We start from the raw sequence: 18,024 nt of genomic DNA on the forward strand, positions 1-18,024 counted from the left end.
ATGGATGCAAAAACCCAGAAAAGCGAACTCACCCGCGCCACCATCGTTGGCGCAGCCATGGAACTGGCAGCCGCCCAGGGCCTGGAAGCGATCAGCCTGCAAGCCGTGGCAGACCGCGTGGGCCTGTCCAAGAGCGGCGTGTTTTCGCGCATCGGCTCGCGCGAGGCATTGCAAAAAGCAGTCGTTGATGAATATGGCCACCGCTTTCTGGCCGACGTATTTGTGCCCGCCATGCAGCTCCCCCGGGGACTGCCCCGGCTGAACGAGATCATGCGGCGCTGGAGCTTGCGGGTCTGCCAGGTGGAGGTACGCAGTGGCTGCATTTTTACTGCGGGTGCCTTTGAGCTGCATGACCGGGAAGGCGAGTTGCGCGACCACCTGGTGCAAGCCATCAGCGGCTGGCGCACGGCACTGCGTCGCACCGTGCAGCAAGCCATCACGCTAGGCCAGTTGCGGGCCGACACCGATGCCGGGCAACTGGTAGGCGAGTTGTACGGCCTGGTCATGGGCCTGCTGCACGATGCCCGCTTCATGCGCGACCCGCGTGCCATCGAGCGCACACAGACCAGCTGGACCCGGCTGGTTGCCAGCTACCAGTCCTGAACCCTAAGCGGGCGCCCGTTTTTTTATTCAAATTTCGCACGTCTGTGCTATTTATTTCACAAAGGAGCTCACCATGACCGATGCCACGTTGCCAGCCGCTTTGAGCTATTACGACACCCATGCCATGACCCGCTGGCTGCGCTGGGGTTTGCGCGCCATGCAGCAGGTTTCGCCGTCGCTCGCGCTGCGATCGGCCTACCGCTTGTTCGGTACGCCACTACCGCTCAAATGGCTGGGCCGCAAACACACCTGGGGCCCAGGCTGGCAGACCGAACGCTGGGCCTTCGAGGAGGCAAGCCTGACGGTCTACAGCCTGCCTGCCACCCCCGACGCCCCCTGCGTATTGCTGCTGCACGGCTGGGGCGGCCATGCGGCCCAAATGCTGCCTTTGGCACAGGCTCTGGCGGAACAAGGCCTGCGCCCGGTGTTGGTAGAGATGCCGGCCCACGGCCGCAGCGCCGGCCAGACCAGCAATCTGCCGCAGTTCACCCGGGCCATGGAGTATGTGAGTGCCCGCCTGCTGCAAGAAGGACGGCAATTGCGGGCCGTGGTGGCGCATTCGCTGGGCGCCAATGCAGCTGCCTTTGCGATGGCGCGCGGCCTGCCGGCGGCCAAACTGGTGCTGCTGGCACCACTGGCTTCGCCGCGCCAGTACACCCACCAGTTCGCCCAGGTGTTTGGTCTGCGGGAAGCCCTGCGCGCCAGGCTAGAACAGCGCCTGGAAGCCCGTGAAGGCATTGTGCTGACCCAGCTGGAGCCAGCTGCGGTGGGCCCGCGCATCCGCGCCCAGACCCTGGTGGTGCACGACCGCGGCGACCGGGTCAACCGCTTTGCCGACGGCCTGGCCTATAGCCAGGCGATCCAGAATGCCCGACTGGTGGCGACCCAGGGCCTGGGCCACCGGCGCATCCTGCAAGACCCGGCGGTGCTGGCCGAGGTGGCGGAATTCGTGGCCGCTTGACCGCCCAGCCAGGCACCAGGTGCTACCACTGCGCTGGGGCCGGCATTGTGGTGCAATAAGGCTTTTGCTGCTTCCAGGATCCGCCATGAACGCCCGCGTAGCCCCTTCTATCCTCAATCCAGCACAGGCTCTGGCCCAGGTGAGCCAGCGCTGGGACGAAGCCATCGTGCCGCAGCTCAGTGACTACATTGCGATTCCAGCCAAGTCGCCGGCTTTCGATGCCGATTGGGCAGCCCATGGCCACCTGGAAACCGTGCTGCGCAATGCCGCCAGCTGGGTCGAAGCGCAAAAAGTAGAAGGCCTGAAGCTGGAAATCATCCGCATGGAAGGTCGCACGCCAGTGCTGTTCTTCGAAGTGGCCGCCAGCCAAACCACCACCGCCCAAACCGTGCTGATGTATGGCCACTTGGACAAGCAACCCGAGTTCAGCGGCTGGCGCAACGACCTGGGACCGTGGACACCCAAGTACGAAGACGGCAAGCTCTATGGCCGGGGCGGTGCCGACGATGGTTACGCCATCTACGCCAGTATCGCTGCCGTGCAAGCGCTGAAAGAACAGAAGCTGCCCCACCCGCGCATCGTGGGTCTGATCGAAACCTGCGAAGAAAGTGGCTCTTACGACCTACTGCCTTACGTGGATGCGCTGCGTGCTCCCGGTAACAACCGCCTGGGGGACGTGGCCCTGGTGATCTGCCTGGATTCTGGCGCTGGCAACTACGACCAGCTGTGGCTGACCAGCAGCCTGCGCGGCATGGCCAGCGGCGTGCTGAAGGTGGAGGTACTGACCGAAGGCATCCACTCCGGTGACGCCAGCGGCCTGGTACCGTCCAGCTTTCGCATCATGCGCCAGGTGCTGGACCGGCTAGAAGACAGCACCACCGGCCGCCTGCTGCCCGCCAGCTTCCACTGCGAAGTCCCCGCCGACCGGCTGGCCCAGGCCCAGGCCACCGCCGCCATCCTGGGCGATGAAATCTACAAACGCTTCCCCTGGGCGCATTACGACTGCGGCGGCTCCACGGCCTTCGCCCTGCCGACCACCACCGACCCGGTGCAAGCCCTTTTGAACCGTACCTGGACGCCTACGCTAAGCGTGACCGGCGCCGAAGGCCTGCCCGAGCTGAAGAACGCCGGCAATGTGCTGCGCCCTTACACCGCATTCAAGCTGTCGCTGCGCCTGCCGCCGCTGGTGGATGCGCCGCAAGCCGTGCAGCAACTCAAAACCTTACTGGAAGACAACGCCCCTTACCAGGCGCGTGTGACCTTCCACCCCGAAGGCGCTGCCACCGGCTGGAACGCCCCCAGCACCGCAGCCTGGTTCGAACAGGCTTTGCATGCGGCATCGCAAGCCCAATTTGGCGCACCCTGCGGCTACATAGGCCAGGGCGGCACGATTCCGCTGATGAATATGCTGTCGCAAGGCTTCCCAACGGCTCAGATGATGGTCTGCGGCGTGCTGGGCCCGAAAAGCAATGCCCATGGGCCGAATGAATTCCTGCACGTGCCCTATGCCAAGAAACTCACCGCAGCGGTGGCGCAGGTCATTTCGAAGTTCCCCAGCGCATAAAAAAAGCGGTCATTTTCTTTTAAAGAAAAAGACCGCTTGCGCAGATAGCGCCTGCGCCGGCAGTTACAGTTTTTGTAGCATTCCGCTCAAAGCTCCCATCAAATCGCCGCTGTCGCCCAGCCCTTCTTGCGGGGCTTGGCCGGCGGGGGTGAGGTGGTCTACCAGACCTGGCAGCACCTGTGCCAGTTGCCCTGCGGCCTCGGATGGATCTACGCCCAGCTTGGCGGCCAGACCAGACAGTGCATCCGAGCCCAGCACGCTGGAGAGTTGATCGGCCGAAATCGGCTGGTTCTGCCCAGAACCGATCCACGAACCCACCACATCGCCCAGGCCGGCTTGCTGGAATTTCTCCACCAGGCCGCCCAAACCACCGAGCTGGCTGTTATTGCCCAGCATGCCCGTGACCGCCTGGATCAGCTGCGGGTTGCTGGCCAGCATGCCGATGATGCCACCCAGCCCGCCGCCCTGAGGCTGTTGTTGCTGTTGGCTGTTGTTCAAAACCGCGCCGAGAACCGAGTCCAGTAAGCCCATGGTGTTTCCTTAGAGTGAGTTGAATCTGCCCGCAACCGCAGGGGTCGCAAGCAGATTGTCGGCGATACAGCCTTCTGCGTAACTGGGCTAGGCGGTGTTTCAGTGCACCACTTGGGCCAGGCGCCCTTCGGCATAGTGGCTGGCCACCACCACCAGGTTGTCGCCCTTGATGCTGGCGGCCTGGCCTTCGCAGCCGAACTCCAGGTAACGCTGCTTGCACAGTTGCTTGGCCGCTTCGCGCGCTGGCTTGAGGTAGTCGCGCGGGTCGAACTTGTCGGGGTTCTGCGTGAAGTACTTGCGGATCGCCGCCGTCATGGCCAAGCGCACATCGGTGTCGATGTTGATCTTGCGCACGCCGTACTTGATGGCTTCCTGGATCTCCTCGACGGGCACGCCATAGGTTTCCTTCATGTCGCCACCGTGTTCGCGGATGATGGCCAGGAACTCTTGTGGCACGCTGGAGCTGCCATGCATCACCAAGTGGGTGTTGGGAATGCGGCGGTGGATTTCCTTGATGCGTGAGATCGCCAGAATGTCGCCCGTGGGCTTGCGGGTGAACTTGTAAGCGCCGTGGCTGGTGCCGATGGCAATGGCCAGGGCATCGATCTGGGTGCGCTTGACGAAGTCGGCAGCCTGCTCAGGGTCGGTCAGCAGTTGGTCCATGGTCATGGTGGCATCGGTGCCGTGGCCGTCTTCCTTGTCGCCCTTCATGGTTTCCAGAGAGCCCAGGCAGCCAAGCTCGCCTTCCACGGTTACACCCACCCTGTGGGCCATGGCGGCCACCTTGGCGGTAACCTCCACGTTGTAGTCGTAGCTGGCGATGGTTTTGCCGTCGGCATGCAAAGAACCATCCATCATCACAGAGCTGAAACCCAGGTTGATCGCGCCTTGGCACACATCCGGGCTTTGGCCATGGTCCTGGTGCATGACCAGGGGAATGTGTGGCCAGGTTTCCAGTGCCGCCTGGATCAGATGCTTGATGAAGGGCTCGCCAGCATATTTGCGCGCACCCGCACTGGCTTGCAGTATGACGGGAGCGCCCACCTCGTCCGCGGCCGACATCACGGCCTGGACCTGCTCCAGATTATTGACATTGAAAGCCGGGATGCCATAGCCGTTTTCGGCGGCATGGTCCAACAATTCACGCATAGAGACGAGTGCCATAGGGTGCTTCCAGAGAGTTAAAAATCAGGACAAGGCGGCCAATCGAGGCTGGTACGGATAGCAATTCCTTCGTAACCGCTTGGTAACTTTCTTAATTTTAGCCGTGCCCTTGCTTCAAACGATTTGCAAAACACGGGCCAGCCTTGGCAAACACCCGCTTTTTTCATTTTGAAACAACAGTTTTACAGCCGAACTAAAACGACTGGGGCCTGGAAACACAAACGCCCGCAGGAAGCGGGCGTTGGGCCGGGTTGAAAACCCGGCGGCAGGGCGAAAAAGGTTTAGCCGACCTGGCAGATCTTCAGCATATTGGTGCCGCCAGGGGCGCCCATGGGTTCACCGCAGGTAATGGCATAAATGTCGCCGCGCTGCACGATGCCGCGCTGCGTCAAATGGCGCTCTGCCTGGCCCAACGCCGTGTCACGGTCACTGCTGGCGTCCATCAGCAACGGCAGCACATTGCGGTACAGGCACATCTTGCGCTGGGTGGCCAGACGAGGCGTCAGGGCATAGATAGGCACGTGGATGCTGTGGCGGCTCATCCACAAGGCGGTAGAGCCGCTATCGGTCATGGCCACAATCGCCTTGGCGCCCAGATGCTGGGCGGTAAACAGTGCGCCCATGGCAATGGACTGGTCGATGCGTTCAAAAGTCTTGCCCTTGAAGTCGGCTTCCAGCTCACCGTATTCGGCCTTTTCGGCTTCACGGCAGATATTGGCCATTTCCAGCACGGTTTCCAGCGGGAACTTGCCGGCCGCGGTTTCCGCGCTCAACATCACTGCATCGGTGCCGTCCAGCACCGCATTGGCCACGTCGCTGACCTCGGCACGGGTCGGCACGGGGTTGGTGATCATGCTTTCCATCATCTGGGTGGCGGTAATCACCACCTTGTCGCTGGCACGCGCCATGCGGATCATGCGTTTTTGCAGCGCTGGCACAGCGGCATTGCCCACTTCAACAGCCAAGTCGCCGCGCGCCACCATGATGCCGTCGCTGGCGTCCAGAATCGATTGCAGCAGCGGAATGGCTTCTGCGCGCTCGATCTTGGCGATCATGCCGGGTTTGTGGCGGTATTCGGCTGCAGCCACATTGCACAGCTGGCGCGCCATTTCCATGTCGGTCGCGTTCTTGGGGAAGCTGACGGCCACGTAGTCGGCCTGGAAAGACATCGCGGTCTTGATATCTTCCATGTCCTTGGAGGTCAGCGCAGGGGCGGTCAGGCCACCACCCTTTTTGTTAATGCCCTTGTTGTTGGACAGCTCACCGCCGAGATTCACCACGGTGTGCACGGCTTCGCCACGCACAAACTCCACGGTCATGACGATCAAACCGTCGTTCAGCAGCAGCACATCGCCAGACTTCACCTCGCGGGGCAACTCTTTGTAGTCCAGGCCAACGCCATTGATGTCACCGGGTTCGGCGCGGGCTGCATCCAACACGAATTTCTGGCCAGGCTCCAGCATGACCTTGCCTTCGGCAAACTTGGCAACGCGGATCTTCGGGCCTTGCAGGTCGGCCATGATGGCCACCTCGACGCCGGCGCGCTTGGCGGCTTCACGCACCATCATGGCGCGATCGATATGGTCTTGTGCCTTGCCATGGCTGAAGTTCAGCCGTACAACATTCACACCTGCACGGATCAGTTGCTCCAGGATTTCCGGGCTATTCGAGGCTGGGCCCAAGGTGGCAACGATTTTGGTAGCAAGGCGGGGCATGGGATAAGTCTCCGGGTATGTAATTTAGTTTCGATTTTTACATGAAACAAGTTACCAAAAGGTTACAGCCTGAGCCGCCCTCAGCGGGCGCTAAGCTAGAGCCTTTCGGCTCGCTCAAAATGGGCGCATCAACTCTATTGCACACTGTATTGATCCTGGTCAGAGGCAATTCATCCCGCGCGGCTAGTATCATGGCACGCAACTTTTGCGTTTGCCGCCACCACCGTGTGCCGCGTGCAGATTCCTGACCCGTGTTTTCCCTATGACCTCTTCCATTCACAGTACACCCCATCTTCCGAGTCCACTGCCTCCGGGTGAACCACTGCCACACCGCAAAGTCATACGCTCCTGGCTGATTCCACTCTCCCAGCGCACCACCTTGAGGGCCTTGTTCCTGCTCGCGCTGGACTACGCCTTGCTTGCGGCGGCACTCAGTGCCACGGTGCTGCTGGCATCGCCCTGGCTCAAACTGCTGTGCGGTCTGGTAGCGGGCTTCGTGATTGGGCGACTTTTCATCATCGGCCACGATGGCTGCCACCAGAGCCTGACGCCCCACCGCCGCCTGAACAAATGGCTGGGACGTATCGCCTTCCTGCCTTCGCTGACGGCCTATAGCTTGTGGGATGTGGGCCACAACGTGGTGCACCATGGCTTCACCAACCTCAAGGGCGTGGACTTCGTCTGGGCACCACTGACACCCGAGGAATACCAGGCCTTGTCGCCCCTGCAGCGCTTCATGCAGCGCATCTACCGCAGCGGCTGGGCACCCGGCCTTTACTACATCGTGGAGATATGGTGGCGTCGCATGTTCTTTCCCAGCAAGTCCAGCATGGGCACTCAGCGCTCCATCTTCACCTGGGATTGCGTGCTGATTTCCAGCTTCGGACTTTTGTGGCTGGCTGCCATCACCACGGCTGCGCTGGTGACGCAGCAATCACTGGCCCTGCTCATCGCCACCGGCTTTATCGTGCCGCTGCTGTTCTGGTTCTCCATGATCGGCTTCGTGGTGTATGTGCACCATACCCATACCAAGGTGTCTTGGCATGGTGACCGCGCCACCTGGGCCAAGGCACAGCCCTTCGTATCGACCACGGTGCACCTCACCTTCTCGTTCCATATAGGCGCACTGATGCACCACATCATGGAGCACACGGCCCACCACGTGGATATGAGCATTCCGCTGTACCGCTTGAAAGAAGCCCAGAAAACGCTGGAAGAGTTGCTGCCAGGACGCATCATCATCCAGGCATTCTCCTGGCGCTGGTACTTTCAGACTGCCCGTAGCTGCAAGCTGTACGACCTGACGCGCAATTGCTGGACCGATTTTGCCGGCAACTCCACCAGCACGCCGCGCCACGCAGTGACCTGATCAGACCCACATTTGATATAGCGCAAGCAGGGCCTATTGCCACGTTAAGCCACTTTGACCAGGCGCAAAGTGGCCAGCGGCGGACTCTTTTGTAATCAGGGCTGGGAATATCCCCGCTACCGTGATCGAAAGAAAATCATGAATAAGACCCTGCTTGCTGCCGCCCTGTGTGCAATGGTTTCGGCTTCGGCTTTCGCCCAATCCACCACCGAGGGCCCCTGGCTGGTACGTGCCCGTGCCGTGTACCTTCAAAGCAGCAATGGTGACAGCACACCGCTCTCACTGAGCATCAATGACAAATGGCTGCCCGAAGTGGACATCAGCTACTTCTTCACGCCGCAGATCGCCGCCGAGCTGGTGCTCACTGTTCCACAAAAACAAACTCTGAGTGCCGGCAGCACCGCGATTGGCAGCTTCAAGCACCTGCCACCCACCTTGACGCTGCAGTACCACTTCAACGCCGCAGGCTTCAAGCCTTATGTGGGTGCGGGCCTCAACTACACCCGCATCAGTGCAGTCGATCTGCCTGCCGGCGTCGATGTAGATCGGAGCAGCTTTGGCCCCGCGCTGCAGGCCGGCGTAGACATTCCACTGTCAAAAAATTTGTATTTGAACTTTGACGTTAAGAAGGTCTACATCCGCACCGACGTCAGCGCGAGCGGCGCCAAATTGGGCACCTTCAAAATTGATCCCGTTTTGTACGGTGTCGGTCTGGGCTGGCGTTTCTAAGCACCCATAAAAAAGCGCCCCGATGGGCGCTTTTTTCTTGACGGATAGCCCTGCACAACCTGGGCTCAATCCTCGGACTGCTCTGGCAACGTCAATCGACCCGTGTGGTAGTCGTAGCTGTAGACCTCGCCATAGCGCCCCCACTCAATGGCCACCTCCAGCACGCGCTTGGCCTTGTCGGCCTCCATGAACTCCTCCAGCAGATCCAGGAAGCGCTTTTCGGCCAGATTCCCAGACGGCTCGTCTTCCAGGCTGCGCCGGATATGCGCCGCCAGAGGCACATGGGTCAACAGTTGCTGGCCGAAGATTTCCTGCTTTTGGGCCTGGTCCGCCTCCACATAGTTGCGGCCCAGCGCAGTCAGCATGATGTCGCCCTTGTCCACATGGGCCAAGCCCAGCATACCCAGGGCCTCATAGGTGGGGAAAAGCTCTTCATCGGCCAGCTCGGACTCTTCGGCCAATTGCGGCAAGTCGGCATGTCCGTCAAACGGTGTATCGGCCAGCAGGTCCAGCACACCTTCGATACGGGTAATGTCGGTTTCCGGCAAGCGATAGCCCAGGTGCAGGGTGGTCGGCATGCCAGGTGCAACTTCTTGTGCCGGGCGCATGGTCATCAGGCCGTAAACCTCGTCGATCAGGGCGCGGACTTCGACCCCGTCGGCATCGCGCGGGCGTGGCAAATCAATCTTCACCTCGACCCGGATACGGCCTGGGTCGCTGGACAGGATGATGACGCGGTCGGCCATCATCACGGCCTCTTCGATATTGTGCGAAACAATCAGAATGCCCTTGGTGGGGATCTTGTCGCCGTCCCACAGCTCCAGCATGTCGTTACGCAGGGTCTCGCCAGTCAACACATCCAGGGCGGAAAAGGCCTCGTCCATCAACAGTATGTCGGGGTTAGTCACCAACGCGCGCGCAATCCCCACGCGCTGCTTCATGCCGCCCGACAGCTCGCGCGGCAAGGCGCCGCCGAAGCCAGCCAGACCAATCATCTCCAGCACCGCATCGGCACGCTTTTCGCGCTCGTCAGGCGCCACACCCTGGGCCTCCAGACCCAGCTCCACGTTCTGCTGCACTGTCAGCCAGGGAAACAGCGCAAACGACTGGAACACCATGGCGATGCCGGCCACAGGGCCATAAATAGGCTTCTGGCGGTAGCTGACTTGGCCGTGGTCGGCCGGAATCAGGCCGGCCATGATGCGCAGCAGAGTCGATTTGCCCGAGCCGGATTTGCCGAGCAAGGCGACTATTTCGCCCTCCGCTAGCTGGAAGTCCACCTTGTCCAGCACCGTGCGGGCTGTACCGTCGGCTGCCAGGAATGACTTGGCGACGCCGCCCAGTTCAATGAGTAGGTTCTTGCCCATCTTGGCTCCTCTAGCGGCTGCGGTCTTCGGCCAGCAGGTACAGCTTGCGCCAGAAGAATCGGTTTAAAAACATCACAAAAATACACATCACACCAATGCCCAGCGCAATGCGGTGGAAGTCGCCGGCATCGGTCATTTGCTTGATGTAGCTACCCAGGCCATCGGCCACCAGCGTGGTCTTGCCCCAGGTGACGTACTCGGCCACGATGCTGGCGTTCCAGGAGCCGCCGCTGGCGGTAATGGCACCCGTCAGGTAGCTGGGAAACACGGCGGGCAGGTAAATGCGCTTCCACTTCAGCCAGCCCTTGACGCCCAGGTTGTCTGCAGCCAAGCGCAGCTCGTTGGGAATGGTTGCAGCACCTGCCACCACGTTGAACAGGATGTACCACTGGGTGCCAAACACCATCAAAGGGCTGAGCCAGATATTGGGGTTCAAGCGCAGCGTCACCAGGACGAACACCACCAGTGGGAACATCAGGTTCACCGGAAATGCCGCCAAAAACTGAGCCACGGCCTGTACCCGCTGCGAATACTGCGGACGCAGACCAATCCACACGGCCACCGGCACCCAGACGACCGAGGCCAGCGCTATCAGTAGCATGACCCGCAACAAGGTAATGCAGCCCAAGACCACCACATGGCCTGCCTCGCCCCAGCCCACATCGCTGTGCACAAACACCACCAGGCGGTACACCGCCAGCAAGGCAATCAGCAGCAACACGCCATCCCAAATACGCGGCCACAGCGGGTTCTGGACGCGTGGCCGCGCCTCAACTGCGGTTCCGTCGTGGCGCACACTGAACCAGCCTAGCGCACCGCGTAACAAGCTCCAGAACTGGCCGCTCAGTGCGCTCATCCAGCGGCTGCGGCGCATCCAGTCCAGCAGCCAGGATTGCTGCGCGGTTTCACCCTGCGACTCTTCAAAACGAAACTTGTCGGCCCAGGCCAGCAAAGGCCGAAAGAACAGTTGGTCGTACAACAGAATGCCCGCCAGCATCGCCCCAATCGCCCAGGCGATGGCCTTGCCGTTTTCTGCCTCGATCGCCACCGCGATATAGGAGCCTATACCTGGCAGTTTGATGTCCTGGTTCGCCACCGAAATTGCTTCCGCCGCCACCAGAAAGAACCAGCCCCCGGACATGGACATCATCATGTTCCACAGCAGCCCCGGCATGGCAAATGGCAACTCCAGTCGCCAGAAGCGCTGCCAACCCGACAGCCGGAATATCCGCGCCGCTTCCTTGAGTTCTTCAGGCACGGTGCGGATCGACTGGTACAGACTGAACGCCATGTTCCAGGCCTGCGACGTGAAGATGGCGAAAATCGCCGCGCATTCCACGCCCAGCAGGCTACCCGGGAAGAGTGCAATGAATGGCGCAATTGCAATCGCCTGGAAGCCGAGAATCGGCACCGACTGCAGAATGTCCAGAATCGGGATCATGGCCTTCTCGGCCGTGCGGTACTTTGCGGCTATCGCCGCGAAGACAAAGCTGAACAGCAGCGAAAAGCCCAGCGCAATGAACATGCGCAGAATGGTGCGCAGCAGGTAATAGGGCAGATAGGACGGGTCCAGCGAGATTTCCAGCGCTTCGCCCATGGCGAAAGGGCGAGCCATCTGCGAGGCGCCAAACGCCAGGGCCAGCAGAATGGCCAGCACCAACGGAAGCAGAGCCAGGTCCCAGCGGTTGGGTTTTTTCGCGAACACATTGCCGCCACGCGCCTGCGGATGAAACAGCTCAAACATGTTTAGCGATCCCTCAGCGCGGCAAGTAAAGATTCAGTGTGTAGCGAACGAGTAGAACACCGCCGCGTGTCCGCAACATGAAGAGCCGCCCCAGCATTCAAAAATGCCGAGGCGGTGGGCTCGTGAGAGGATCAGGCCGCGCGCTTTTGCAGGATCTCGAACGCTGGCAAGGTTTTGCCTTCCAAGATTTCCAGGAAAGCGCCGCCGCCGGTGGAGATATAACCGACTTGGTTTTCAATGCCGTATTTGGCGATAGCGGCCAGGGTATCTCCACCACCTGCTATAGAAAACGCAGCACTATCGGCGATCGCGCGGGCGATGGTTTCGGTGCCATGGGCAAAAGCGTCGAACTCAAACACGCCCACAGGGCCGTTCCAGACGATGGTGCCTGCAGCCTTCAGTTGGGTGGCCAAGGCGGCGGCAGTTTGTGGGCCAATGTCCAGAATCAGGTCGTCATCGGCCACATCGGCAGCGGCTTTCACAGTGGCTACGGCATCAGCGGAGAAGGTTTTGGCCGTCACCACATCGACCGGGATCGGCACGGCGGCGCCACGGGCCTTCATGGCTTCGATCACGGCCTTGGCCTGGTCCACCAGATCGGGTTCGGCCAGCGACTTGCCAATCTTCAGGCCAGCGGCCAGCATAAAGGTGTTGGCGATACCGCCGCCCACGATCAACTGGTCTACCTTTTCGGACAGGCTCTTGAGGATGGTCAGCTTGGTCGACACTTTGGAGCCCGCCACAATGGCCACCAGCGGACGCTGGGGGTGGGCCAGGGCCTTGGTGATGGCATCTATTTCGGCGGCCAGCAATGGGCCGGCGCAGGCAATCTTGGCGTATTCGGCAATGCCGTAGGTCGTGCCTTCGGCGCGATGGGCGGTACCGAAGGCATCGTTGACGAAGATGTCGCACAAGGCGGCCATTTTCTTTGCCAGCTCAGGGCTGTTCTTCTTTTCGCCGACGTTCACGCGGCAGTTCTCTAACAGCACCACCTGGCCGGGGGCGACCGTGACGCCGTCCACCCAGTTGGCCAGCAGGGGGACTTCACGGCCCAGCAGTTCACCCAGGCGCTTGGCTACGGGTGCCAGCGAGTCCTCGGGTTTAAACGCGCCCTCTGTGGGGCGCCCCAGGTGCGAGGTCACCATCACCGCAGCGCCGGCTGCCAGCGCCATCTGGATGCAGGGCACGGAGGCACGGATGCGGGTGTCTTCGGTGATGGCACCGTTGTCGTCCTGCGGCACGTTCAGGTCGGCACGGATGAAAACACGTTGGCCAGAGGCTTTGCCTTGGGCGCAGAGATCGGAGAAGCGGATGACGTTCATGGCAGTGCTGGGTTGGTTGTGAAAAAAGTCGCGTGGCGCATTCTAAAAGCCACCCCGGTCCGCTTGTTACAGAGCAGGCTCATCCGCGCGCATTCCGCTCGCCTGCCCAGACCTGCAAACGTCTACGGGCCTGGCACTTTGACACTGGCCAGATAGGCCACCACGTCTTCGCGGTCACGCGCTTGCTCCAGTTGGAAATCCATCGCCTGGCCGGGAATCAACGCCTCGGGGTCCTTCAGCCAAGCCAATAGATGCTCAGGCGTCCACACCAGATGGCTGTTGCGCAAAGCGGGTGAGTAGTCGAAGCCCGGCACGCTGCCAGCGCGACGGTTCAACACGTCACGGTGCCTGGGGCCGGTACGGTTGTCATCAAGGCTGTGACAGGCCATGCACTGCGCCGCATACACCGTCTGGCCGCGTTGCACGGACTGGGCCTGTACACGCTGGTCCACCAGCAAGAATAGGGCGCCGGCCACGGCCACCACCGCAGCGCAGATACCGGCGCGGCGCAGGCTCAAACCACGCCAGCGTACGGGCTTGCCAGGGATAGTGCTCATAGAGGGAAAGTCATTGCAGAAAGGAGATAGGGGACTGGGCCAACACAACACGTGGCTCCCATACGCTATACGCAGGCCGCATGTAAGTGGATGTTATTACCCGATTTTTTTAATCAAGTTAAAGCCTGTGCATCTAAACACACTGCGGCTCCGTATTCATGCCAAGACCGTGCCAATGCACATCTGCCCCACAATGCCCTTCCATGAACCCCAACGACCCCAATTCTTCCGCCAACCCGGACCACGCCCTTATGGCCTTGCTGGACCGCATCGCCGCCCAGGAGGCGCCGGCGCTGAAAGAGCTTTACGAGCACACCTCGTCCAAGCTCTACGGGCTGGCGATGCGGGTTGTGGGCAAACGCGAATGGGCTGAAGACGTGCTGCAAGAAGCCTATATGACCATCTGGCGGTCGGCCGGTAGCTACCGGGCGTCCCTGAGTCCACCCCTGGCCTGGATGGGCCTGATCGTGCGCAGCCGCGGGTTGGACTTTTTGCGCCGCCGCACGGCAGATCGCAGCAACATCACCCAGGAGCTGGACGAGGTCTTGGCGGACACGCTGGACGGCGACAGCCCCAACCCCATGGACACGGCCCAGGCCAGCCAGCAGGCCTGGGCGCTGCACCAGTGCATGACACGGCTGGACCAGCGCCAGCGCGAGCTGGTCAGCCTGGCCTATCTGCGCGACCTCAGCCACAGCGAACTGGCGGAGCAACTGCGCCTGCCGCTAGGCTCGGTAAAGAGCTGGATACGCCGTGGACTGGAACAACTGCGCGTGTGTATGGCGCGGTTTGCCTGAGTTGCCTGAGAACCTAACCATGCATCTTCCCCAACACCCCGAACTCTTGGACCGCCTGGCGGCCAGCTACGCCCTGGGCACCCTGCGCGCAGGCGCCCGCCGCCGCTTTGAAACCCTGGCGCGCGAGCAAGCCCCCGTGCGCGCAGCTGCGCTGATCTGGCAGTCCCGCCTGGGCAGCGTGGCCGAACTCCAGCAGCAGGCAGCGCCCGCTGCCGCCGTCTGGACGCGCATAGACAACTTGCTGCGCGCCGAACAGGAGCAACAAGCCATGCTGAACGCTCGCGTCCCCGTCACGACACCGGCCGACCCCGGCGGCTGGTTGCGCAATCTGCTGCTCTGGCGCGGCGCAACTTTTGCTGGCGTTGCCACAGCTGCGGTGGCTGTTGTGGTGGGCCTGAACCAGCAGCAGCACTTGACCGGCCAGATTGCATCCCTACAAACGCAAATACAGGCCGCACCGCAAATCGAGTACGTAGCGGTGCTGCAAGACAACGCCGCTGCAGCATCCATGTTGGTGACCTTCGACCCCAAAAACCATAAGCTGGTGCTGCAACGCGTGGGAGGCTTCCAGGAGGCAGGCGACAAATCTCTGCAGCTGTGGGCCCTACCACCGGCGGGCAGCCCGCGCTCTCTGGGCGTACTGGGGCGCGACAAGCTGTTGCAACTGACGGCCGGCGAAGGCGACGTGAAGGAAATCCCGACCCTGGCGATCAGCCTGGAGCCCAAGGGCGGCGTACCCGGGCAGGGAGGCCCCACCGGCCCCGTGCTGTTCAAGGGCGCGCTGATTCAGAAGGTGATTTAGGAACGCTGGGCTTACCAGCCTAACCCCAGATGCAACGGCAGGTACACGGCCATGCCGGCCACGATGGTCAACAACACGTCGCGCCGCCAGAAATACAGCAGCGCGCCGGCCGCCGCGCCAAACACGCGGGCGTCCATCCAGGTGGTGATCAGATGGCCTTGCGCCATCACGATCTCGGGCAGCACCACGGCCGACAGGGCGGCAATCGGCGCGTATTGCAAGCCGCGCAGCATCCAGGCGGGCAGGCTCCAGCTCTTGCTGGACAGGAAGAAAAAGCAGCGCGTCAACACGGTCACGCAGGCCAGGCCGCAGATGATGGCCAGGGTGTGGAAATCGATGTCAGCGTTCATGCGGCGGTCCCGGCAGGTGCTGGGCGCAGCTTCTCGGCGCCCAGACAGATCAATACCGCCACCGCAATTGCCACCACGATATTTAGCTTGAACGGCAGGGCATAGGCCACCACCGCCGCAATCGCAGCCACCGCCGCCGACAGCAGGCGCAGCCGTGTGGTTGCCAGCGAGCACTGTATGCCCAGCAAGCACAAAATCCCGGCAAAACCCAGCCCCCAGGCGGTGGGGATGAAGTTGGCCAACACAATGCCCACGATGCTGGGCAGCATCCAGCTAACCCAGGTGACGCTGTTGCTGCCCGCCAGATAGGCCTCCTGGGCGCGCCGCCCGGCGGCGTCTTCCGCCGGGTGCTGGAAGCGCCGGGTGAACAACACGTAGGTCATGTCGGTTGTCAGATAGCCGTGGCTGATGCGCTCCAGCCAGGGCAGATGCACCAGGTAGGCTCGCAGGTGCAGGCTGAACACCACGAAGCGCAGGTTGACGCAAAACGCCGTGGCCAGTACCACCCAGGCCGGCGCGCCGGCCACCAGCAGGGGTGTGGCCGCCAGCTGGGAACTGCCTGCAAACACGGTCAAGGCCATGAACAAGGCCTCCAGCATGCCCATGCCAGATTTGGCCATGGCCACGCCGGTCATCAGGCCCCAGGCCGCCATTCCCGGCGCCTGCGGCCACATCTCAGCAGCGCCCACCCGGAACTCGGCGTGGATGCGGTTCGCGCGCTGCAAGAACATCAGGCCGCCACCGCCTCAAAAGCCATGCCCAGCTGTACATCGGCCCCACGGAGGAACTCGGCCACCGGCAAGCGCTTACCGCCCGGACGCTGCAATTCATGGATATGTACTACAGAACTCATAGCTACTACCGCAATGTATTCCTGCGTCAGAGCACAAATTGACCCACAAACCAGTCCCACGGGTGCAGGTGCATCCGACACCGAGGCTGACCAGACTTTCAGGCTCTCGCCGCCCAGCAGCGTCGCCGCGCCGGGGAAGGGGTTGAATGCGCGGATACGGCGAACAATGGTCTTGGCGTCCTGCGTCCAGTCGATCGCGGCTTCGCGCTTCTCTATCTTGTGGGCGTAACAAACACCTTCTTCCGGCTGCACCGTACGTACCAGGTCGGGTAGCTGTGCCAGCGCCTGCACCACCATGCTGCCGCCCAGCGCCGCTAGCTTGTCGTGCAGGCTGCCGGTGGTGTCGCTGTCCAATATGGGCAGGGACTCGACCAGCAGCATATCGCCCGTATCCAGCCCGGCATCCATTTGCATGATGGTCACGCCCGTGACGGCGTCGCCCGCCTCTATGGCCCGGTGGATCGGCGCTGCGCCGCGCCAGCGCGGCAGCAGGCTGGCGTGGATGTTCAAACAACCGGTACGTGGCAAATCCAGTACCCACTGCGGCAGGATCAACCCGTAAGCCACTACCACCATCACGTCGGCCTGCGCAGCCTGCAACAGGCGCTGGGCTTCGGCCGCGTCTTCCGGGTATTTGCCATCCAGGCGCAGGCTGCGCGGCTGGGCCACGGGAATGCCATGGGCCACCGCATGCTGCTTGACAGGCGAGGCCTGCAGCTTCATGCCACGGCCGGCGGGGCGGTCCGGCTGGGTCAGCGCCAGCACGATCTCATGGCCCGCAGCCTGCAAGGCCTCCAGGGCCACCCGGGCGAATTCGGGTGTGCCCGCAAAAATGACGCGCATCAAGCCTCGTCCGACTTGCCCAGCGCGCGCCGTGTCTTGAGCATCTTGCTCTTGATGCGGTTGCGCTTGAGCGGCGACAGGTATTCCACAAACACCTTGCCCTTGAGGTGGTCCATCTCGTGCTGGATGCAAACGGCCAGCAGTCCCTCGGCCTCGATGGTGCGCACCACGCCCTCGCCATCCAGCGCCGACACCTTGACCTGGGTGGAACGCTCCACGCCGTCATAGATACCGGGCACAGACAGGCAGCCTTCGTCGTTCACCACGCGCTCTTCGCTGGCCCAAACGATATCGGGGTTGATCAGCACCAGAGGCTCATTGCGCTCTTCGGACACGTCGATCACGACCAGGCGCTCATGCACATTCACCTGGGTCGCCGCCAGGCCGATGCCGTTGGCGTCGTACATGGTTTCAAGCATGTCCTGGATCAAGGAACGGATGCGTGCATCCACCGCAGCAACCGGTCGTGCTAAGGTGTGCAGTTTGGGATCTGGATATTGAAGAATTGAAAGTAGCGCCATGGAATCTCACCGAAAATGTCGAAGACATACTGAAAGCCAGGCCGAAAAGCCCGGGGCTGTTCAGTCTGGAATTCGGTATGTCGTGTGTAGCTATTTTCGCTACTTTTAGGACACGGGGAGCGGCCCGTGCCGGATATTCGTTGCCCAAGCAGGGGCTTGGGCGCAGAATCGCGCGTAATTTGACTAAGTTTTCCGCCCTGCAAGGGAGCCGCTCCAGCCGGGGCAGCGGCCC

At 61.7% G+C, this 18,024-nt stretch carries 18 protein-coding genes; 7 read left to right on the forward strand and 11 right to left on the reverse strand.

Going from position 1 to position 18,024, the window contains the following annotated elements; genetic code table 11:
- The 3 genes from AC4BBN_RS10415 to AC4BBN_RS10425 all read left to right on the forward strand — a co-directional run bounded on the left by AC4BBN_RS10415 (position 1) and on the right by AC4BBN_RS10425 (position 3,128).
- Positions 1-603 (forward strand): TetR/AcrR family transcriptional regulator, encoded by a 603-nt coding sequence (locus AC4BBN_RS10415; RefSeq protein WP_490591913.1) that lies wholly within the window; start codon positions 1-3, stop codon positions 601-603.
- A 73-nt stretch (positions 604-676) separates the two neighbouring features.
- On the forward strand, positions 677-1,564 hold the full coding sequence (locus AC4BBN_RS10420; protein WP_490591914.1) for an alpha/beta hydrolase: 888 nt from the start codon (positions 677-679) through the stop codon (positions 1,562-1,564).
- An 85-nt stretch (positions 1,565-1,649) separates the two neighbouring features.
- A complete protein-coding gene (locus tag AC4BBN_RS10425) occupies positions 1,650-3,128 on the forward strand; it encodes a M20 family metallopeptidase (RefSeq protein ID WP_490591915.1) in 1,479 nt (492 codons plus the stop codon).
- 63 nt (positions 3,129-3,191) lie between these two features.
- Here AC4BBN_RS10425 and AC4BBN_RS10430 read toward each other — a convergent pair whose 3' ends face one another.
- The 3 genes from AC4BBN_RS10430 to pyk all read right to left on the reverse strand — a co-directional run bounded on the left by AC4BBN_RS10430 (position 3,192) and on the right by pyk (position 6,538).
- On the reverse strand, positions 3,192-3,659 hold the full coding sequence (locus tag AC4BBN_RS10430; RefSeq protein ID WP_490591916.1) for a YidB family protein: 468 nt from the start codon (positions 3,657-3,659) through the stop codon (positions 3,192-3,194).
- Positions 3,660-3,758: 99 nt separating this feature from the next.
- Complete coding sequence (gene fba, locus AC4BBN_RS10435; RefSeq protein WP_490591917.1) at positions 3,759-4,823, reverse strand: class II fructose-bisphosphate aldolase; 1,065 nt, start codon at positions 4,821-4,823, stop codon at positions 3,759-3,761.
- Positions 4,824-5,104: 281 nt separating this feature from the next.
- Positions 5,105-6,538: a pyruvate kinase gene (pyk, locus tag AC4BBN_RS10440; RefSeq protein WP_490591918.1), complete on the reverse strand. Its 1,434-nt coding sequence runs from the start codon at positions 6,536-6,538 to the stop codon at positions 5,105-5,107.
- Positions 6,539-6,800: 262 nt separating this feature from the next.
- Between pyk and AC4BBN_RS10445 the strand changes: the two genes are divergently transcribed.
- Complete coding sequence (locus tag AC4BBN_RS10445) at positions 6,801-7,907, forward strand: fatty acid desaturase (RefSeq protein ID WP_490591919.1); 1,107 nt, start codon at positions 6,801-6,803, stop codon at positions 7,905-7,907.
- Between the two features lie 138 nt (positions 7,908-8,045).
- On the forward strand, positions 8,046-8,636 hold the full coding sequence (locus AC4BBN_RS10450) for an OmpW/AlkL family protein (RefSeq protein WP_490591920.1): 591 nt from the start codon (positions 8,046-8,048) through the stop codon (positions 8,634-8,636).
- Between the two features lie 65 nt (positions 8,637-8,701).
- Here the strand turns inward: AC4BBN_RS10450 and AC4BBN_RS10455 are convergent, their stop codons facing one another.
- The 4 genes from AC4BBN_RS10455 to AC4BBN_RS10470 all read right to left on the reverse strand — a co-directional run bounded on the left by AC4BBN_RS10455 (position 8,702) and on the right by AC4BBN_RS10470 (position 13,626).
- On the reverse strand, positions 8,702-10,003 hold the full coding sequence (locus AC4BBN_RS10455; RefSeq protein WP_490591921.1) for an ABC transporter ATP-binding protein: 1,302 nt from the start codon (positions 10,001-10,003) through the stop codon (positions 8,702-8,704).
- Positions 10,004-10,013: 10 nt separating this feature from the next.
- Entirely contained in the window at positions 10,014-11,747 is a 1,734-nt protein-coding gene (locus AC4BBN_RS10460; protein ID WP_490591922.1) for an ABC transporter permease, read from the reverse strand.
- Positions 11,748-11,878: 131 nt separating this feature from the next.
- Positions 11,879-13,069, reverse strand: coding sequence for a phosphoglycerate kinase (locus AC4BBN_RS10465; protein ID WP_490591923.1), 1,191 nt, complete (start codon positions 13,067-13,069; stop codon positions 11,879-11,881).
- Positions 13,070-13,191: 122 nt separating this feature from the next.
- Positions 13,192-13,626, reverse strand: coding sequence for a c-type cytochrome (locus AC4BBN_RS10470; RefSeq protein ID WP_490591924.1), 435 nt, complete (start codon positions 13,624-13,626; stop codon positions 13,192-13,194).
- Positions 13,627-13,829: 203 nt separating this feature from the next.
- Here AC4BBN_RS10470 and AC4BBN_RS10475 point away from each other — a divergent pair, with 203 nt between their 5' ends.
- Entirely contained in the window at positions 13,830-14,423 is a 594-nt protein-coding gene (locus AC4BBN_RS10475; protein ID WP_490591925.1) for an RNA polymerase sigma factor, read from the forward strand.
- Between the two features lie 19 nt (positions 14,424-14,442).
- Entirely contained in the window at positions 14,443-15,225 is a 783-nt protein-coding gene (locus AC4BBN_RS10480) for an anti-sigma factor (RefSeq protein ID WP_490591926.1), read from the forward strand.
- An 11-nt stretch (positions 15,226-15,236) separates the two neighbouring features.
- On the opposite strand, the gene AC4BBN_RS10485 is transcribed toward AC4BBN_RS10480, so the two are convergent.
- Genes AC4BBN_RS10485 through def form a run of 4 tightly spaced genes read right to left on the reverse strand, consistent with a single transcriptional unit; the run spans position 15,237 to position 17,792 of the window.
- A complete protein-coding gene (locus AC4BBN_RS10485) occupies positions 15,237-15,575 on the reverse strand; it encodes an AzlD domain-containing protein (protein ID WP_490591927.1) in 339 nt (112 codons plus the stop codon).
- Positions 15,572-16,306 (reverse strand): AzlC family ABC transporter permease, encoded by a 735-nt coding sequence (locus AC4BBN_RS10490; RefSeq protein WP_490591928.1) that lies wholly within the window; start codon positions 16,304-16,306, stop codon positions 15,572-15,574. The genes AC4BBN_RS10485 and AC4BBN_RS10490 overlap by 4 nt, the downstream gene beginning before the upstream one ends.
- Positions 16,306-17,271 carry a methionyl-tRNA formyltransferase gene (gene fmt, locus AC4BBN_RS10495; protein ID WP_490591929.1) on the reverse strand — a complete coding sequence of 322 codons (966 nt, stop codon included), beginning with the start codon at positions 17,269-17,271 and terminating at the stop codon, positions 16,306-16,308. Before fmt ends, AC4BBN_RS10490 begins: the two co-directional genes overlap by 1 nt.
- On the reverse strand, positions 17,271-17,792 hold the full coding sequence (gene def / locus AC4BBN_RS10500) for a peptide deformylase (RefSeq protein ID WP_490591930.1): 522 nt from the start codon (positions 17,790-17,792) through the stop codon (positions 17,271-17,273). Before def ends, fmt begins: the two co-directional genes overlap by 1 nt.
- Positions 17,793-18,024 lie beyond the last annotated feature (232 nt).

It is taken from the genome of Rhodoferax sp. SPJ21 (assembly GCF_058216335.1).